Annotated in this window: 3 protein-coding genes; 2 read left to right on the top strand and 1 reads right to left on the bottom strand. The window is 68.1% G+C overall.

The genetic code is table 11. From position 1 onward, the window contains the following. Nucleotides 1-321: 321 nt before the first annotated feature. Entirely contained in the window at nt 322-2061 is a 1740-nt protein-coding gene (locus AC1DBQ_RS21270) for a long-chain-fatty-acid--CoA ligase (RefSeq protein WP_476930402.1), read from the top strand. 9 nt (nt 2062-2070) lie between these two features. Here AC1DBQ_RS21270 and AC1DBQ_RS21275 read toward each other — a convergent pair whose 3' ends face one another. Continuing rightward, nucleotides 2071-2577, bottom strand: coding sequence for a TspO/MBR family protein (locus AC1DBQ_RS21275; RefSeq protein ID WP_476930404.1), 507 nt, complete (start codon nt 2575-2577; stop codon nt 2071-2073). 193 nt (nt 2578-2770) lie between these two features. Between AC1DBQ_RS21275 and AC1DBQ_RS21280 the strand changes: the two genes are divergently transcribed. After that, nucleotides 2771-5119, top strand: coding sequence for an FdhF/YdeP family oxidoreductase (locus tag AC1DBQ_RS21280; protein ID WP_476930403.1), 2349 nt, complete (start codon nt 2771-2773; stop codon nt 5117-5119). Nucleotides 5120-5439: the final 320 nt, after the last annotated feature.

The raw sequence follows: 5439 nt of genomic DNA on the forward strand, positions 1-5439 counted from the left end.
TCTGTGGACCGCGCAGACCTGTGCACTGTGCAGACCTGTCCACTGCACAGACCTGCAAAAATGCGCAGACCTACAAAAATGCGCAGACCTGCCGCTCGCGGTGTACGCCCCAGCTTCCGCCGGGGCCTGCCGGGTGCCAAGGGCCGAAAGTCACCTCACGGCCCGGGTGCCGCCGCTGTCGCCCGGTGCGGTCCGGTACYCCCGCCCCAGTACTCCCGGTCCGGTGCTCCCCGTCCGGTACTCCCCCGGTAGGATTTCCTGACGGGCCCTGCCGGGCCCGACGGCCGGCAACCCGGCGCAGCCCAGTGGCAAGGACACACCATGAGCAGACGATCCGMGGGGCCCGAGCATACCGACCGCCCCTGGACCCGCCACTACGGCCCTGGTGTTCCCGTCGACCTCAAACTCCCCKCGGGCTCCCTGGTCGATCTCATGGACTCCTCCGTTCGGCGTTACGGGCGGAAGACGGCGCTGGAATTCTTCGGGGCACGCACCAGCTACCGCGAACTCGGGGCCGCCATCAGCAGGGCGGCCGCGGGCCTGAGGAAGCTCGGCGTCAGGGCCGGCGACCGGGTGGCGCTGGTCCTGCCGAACTGCCCGCAGCACATCATCGCGTTCCATGCGGCGCTGCGGCTGGGCGCCGTCGTCGTCGAACACAATCCCCTGTATACCGACCGCGAGCTCMGTCATCAGTTCGAGGACCACGGCGCCACCGTCGCGGTGGTCTGGGACAAGGCCGTGGAGAAGGTCCGGCAGCTGCCCGCCGACGTCGGGCTGCAGACCATCGTCTCCGTTGAGCTGATTCCGGCGATGCCGCTGCTCCAGCGGATGGCGCTGCGGCTCCCGGTACCCGTTGCCCGCACGGCCCGGGCCTCACTGRCCGCCKGCCGGCACGCGCCCTGGCAAGCGGCGGCGCCGGCACACCGGACGGTGCTGCCGTGGAAGGAGCTCCTGGCCGCCGGCGAGCYGAAGAAGAAGCATCCGCGCCCGGCCGCCGGCGACCTCGCCGTCATCCAGTACACGAGCGGCACCACAGGCCAGCCCAAGGGCGCTATGCTCACCCATGCCAATCTGCAGGCCAATGCCGCTCAGGGCCGCGCTTGGGTTCCCGGGCTCAAGGACGGGCGGGAGACCGTCTACGCGGTGCTGCCGATGTTCCACGCCTACGGGCTCACGCTGTGCATGACGTTTGCCCTGAGCATCGGCGCAAAGCTGGTGCTGTTCCCCAAGTTCGACGTTGACCTTGTGCTGAAGGCATACAAGAAATCGCCGGCCACGTTCCTGCCGGCAGTGCCGCCGATCTACGACCGCATCGCTGCCGCCGCGGCCGAGCGCGGCATTGCCCTGGACAGCATCCGGTTTTCCATCTCGGGAGCGATGAACCTGCCGACGGCGACAGTGGAGACGTGGGAGAAKGCAACCGGCGGCTACCTGATTGAGGGCTACGGGTTGACGGAAACCTCGCCCATCGCGCTGGGCAACCCCTTCGGTCCCAGCCGGAAACCGGGAACGGTGGGGGTCCCGTTTCCCCTGACCGACATCCGGGTGGTGGACCCGCGGAACGTCCTGCTGGACCGCGCCCCGGGCGAGGAAGGCGAGCTCCTGGTCCGGGGCCCGCAGGTTTTTGCCKGCTACTGGAACCGTCCGCAGGAGACCGAGGAATCACTTCTGGAAGGCGGCTGGTTCCGCACGGGGGACATTGTCTCGGTGGACAGGGACGGGTTCGTGACGGTGCGGGACCGGATCAAGKAGCTGATCATCACGGGAGGCTTCAATGTCTCCCCCACGGAAGTGGAGGACGTCCTCGCCGAGTACCCCGGCGTCCTGGAAGTGTGCGTCGTGGGCCTGCCCCGCCCCGGTGGCGGCGAAGACGTGGTCGCCGCCGTCGTCCCCGCCGCAGGACCCGGCGTCGATCCGGAGGCGCTCCTGGCTTTCGCACGCGAGACCCTGGCCGCCTACAAGGTGCCGCGCCGGGTTGCCGTGGTGGATGAACTGCCGCGCTCGCTGATCGGCAAAGTCCTGCGCCGCGAAATCCGGGACGCGCTCGTGGCCGGCCGCTGAATCGGCGGATTACTGCTCCCGGCTGCCCCCGCCGGGATTGAGCCGGGCGATTGCCGTCGACAAGACGGTGGCGAATCCGCACCAGAGGGCGTAGGGCGCCAGGGACACTCCGGCGCCGCGGTTCACGTGGTAGGTMCGGCGGACGAGGTCGGCGCTGCTGACCGTCAGGATGGCGCACTCCGCCGCCGCGAGCCACGGCCGGCGGGCACGCCAGAAGAGCCAGCTCCACGTCGCATTGAGGACGAGGTTGGCGGCCAAGGCGCCCCGGTAGGCGGCGATCTCCTGCCGCCTAGTCTTAACGCCGGGGGCGTCCGTGGTGTCGTGGCTGTCCAGGGCGACGGCGGAACTTACGGCGAGGTCAGCGTAGAGTGCGGTCCACACCACGGGAAAGGCGACGGCGGGCGGCTGCCAGTCCGGTTTGCGCAGCTGCCGGTACCAGGCGCTGGCCGGATCTGTCGCGACGCCGCCGGCCGCCGCCGTTGCGGCGGTCGCTGCCGCCGTCCACACCAGGGTCATCAGTTTCACGGCTGCTCCTTTGTTCCGTCGGTGCCGGGTGCGCCTACCGCACATGCTACGGAACTGCGGCACCGCCGTCGACGGCGGATCGCTTGCGGCCCTCCGGGCAAGCTGATAGGCMTGACGGTAGGGTGCTTAGAGGCACATCGGCTCGCCGTCCTGTCCGGGCGGTGGTTGCAGAAGGGAAGTTCACGTGACTCGCAAGAATCCTCAGGTGGAGGAACCGTCGGAGAAAGAGCTCGTTGTCGAGAACGGGCCGAAGAGCTGGGCCGCCGGCGTCCCGGGCGTGTACCACTCCATGAAGCCGGCCATCGAGCAGATGGGGCTCAACCGGACGCGGAAGACCGTCATGGCCATGAACCAGAAGGACGGCTTCGACTGCCCGAGCTGCGCGTGGCCGGACCCGCACCACCGCAAGGCGTTCGAGTTCTGTGAGAACGGCGCCAAGGCCGTCACGTGGGAGGCGACCCCGATCACGATTCCCTCCAGTTTCTGGGCGGAGCACCCGGTCAGCGAGCTGCGCAGCCGGTCCGAGTACTGGCTCGGCATGCAGGGCCGGCTCACGGAGCCGGTCTACAAGCCCGCCGGGGAAGACCACTACAAGCCGGTCAGCTGGGACGAAGCGCTCCGGATTGTCGCCGACAAGCTCAAGGGGCTGGACTCCCCCGACCGCGCGGCGTTCTACACGAGCGGCCGCACCTCGAATGAGGCGGCCTTCCTGTACCAGCTGCTGGTCCGCGGCTACGGCACCAACAACCTGCCGGACTGCTCCAATATGTGCCACGAATCCTCGGGCTGGGCCATGGGCCAGACCATCGGCATCGGCAAGGCGACCGTCAGCTTCKACGACTACGCCAACGCGGACCTGATCATCATCATGGGCCAGAACCCGGGGACCAACCACCCCCGGATGATGACCGAGCTTGAGAACTGCAAGCACAACGGCGGCGAGATCGTGGCCGTCAATCCCCTGCCAGAGGCCGGGCTGCGCCGGTACAAKAACCCGCAGCAGGTTAACGGGGTGATCGGCCACGGCGTCCAGATCGCGGACCAGTTCCTGCAGATCCGGATCGGCGGGGACATGGCGCTGCTGCAGGCCGTGTCCAGGCGCGTGCTCGACGCCGAGGCCAGGAAGCCCGGGACTGTCCTGGACCACGCCTTCCTGGCCGAACACTGCGAGGGGCTCGAGGAGCTCAAGGAGCACCTGGCCCGGCTGGATGAGCGCGCTGTGCTGGAGGCTACCGGCCTGCGGAGCGAGGACATCGATGAGCTGGCCGCCCGCTACCTCAAGGCCGAGAGAGTCATCATTACCTGGGCCATGGGCATCACGCAGCAGAAAAAGGGCGTTGCCACCATCAAGGAGATCATCAACCTCCTGTTGCTCCGCGGCAATATCGGCAAGCCCGGTGCCGGTGCGTCCCCCATCCGTGGACACAGCAATGTCCAGGGCGACCGCACGATGGGKATCTGGGAACAGATGCCGCAGTCCTTCATGGAAGCCCTCGGCAAGGAGTTCGACTTCGAGCCGCCGCGCGAACACGGCACGGACGCCGTCGAGACCATCAACCAGATGCGCGCCGGGGAGATCAAGGTCTTCGTCGCCTTGGGCGGCAACCTGGTGGCGGCGATCTCGGACACGAATGCGGCCGAGGCCGCGATGGAAAATACGGAGATGACGGTCCAGATCTCGASCAAGTTGAACCGGTCGCACGCAGTGACCGGCCGMGAGGCGCTGATCCTCCCCACGATGGGCCGGACCGAGATCGACATCCAGGAATCCGGGCCCCAGTTCGTGTCCGTGGAGGACACCGTCTGCGCCGTCCACCCGTCCTGGGGAAGCGTCGAGCCGGTGTCCCATCAGCTGCTGTCGGAGCCGGCCATMCTGAGCCGGCTGGGCAAACTCCTCGTCGGCACCAAGATCAAGGCGGACTGGGACGGCTTTGAAAAGAACTACGACCTCATCCGCGATCACATTTCGCGGGTAGTGGGCGGCTGCGAGGACTACAACCAGCGGATCCGGCAGGACGGCGGGTTTGTTCTCGCCAACGGCCCCCGCGACTCGCGCACGTTCCCCACGCCCACCGGCAAAGCCGTGCTGACCGTCAACGACCTCGAGCATGTMCAGCGGCCGGCGGGCACCCTGATCCTGCAGAGCATGCGCTCCCACGACCAGTTCAACACCACCATCTACTCGCACAACGACCGCTACCGGGGCATCAAGAAGGGCCGCCATGTGGTGTTCGTGAACCCGGACGACCTCGCCGAACTCGGCCTGGCGGACGGACAGTACGTGGATATCCGCGGCGTGTACGAGGACGGCGAAGAACGCGTGGTCCGCAAGTTCCGCGTCGTGTCCTACCCGACGGCCCGCGGCTGCGCGGCCGCGTACTACCCCGAGGCCAACGTGCTMGTACCGCTGAACMACACGGCCGAGGGCAGCAACACGCCGATCTCGAAGGCGGTCATTGTCCGGCTCGAACCAAGCCTGGACCAGACACCGGACAGCGCCCCACCCGTCTCCGCCGGGGCAGCCCGGCCGTAGGGGCACCCTTCCGCAGGCCGGGGCTCAGGGCACGGGACATGTCCAGCCCCGGCCCCCGCCACTGGACATAACACCACCATGCCCACCCGTGCGCCCCAGCAATGGACATGTCCTCCGCGGCAATGGGCATGTCCCACGCAGCACMAYGCCCCCGCCACGGGACATGTCCAGCCCCGGCCCCGGCCACTGGACATATCACCACCATGCCCACCCGTRCGCCCCAGMAATGAGCATGTCCTCCGCGGCAATGGGCATGTCCCACGCAGCACCACGCCGCCGCCACGGGACATGTCCAGCCCCGGCCCCGGCCACTGGACATA

It is taken from the genome of Arthrobacter sp. 10T413_2, assembly GCF_056394205.1.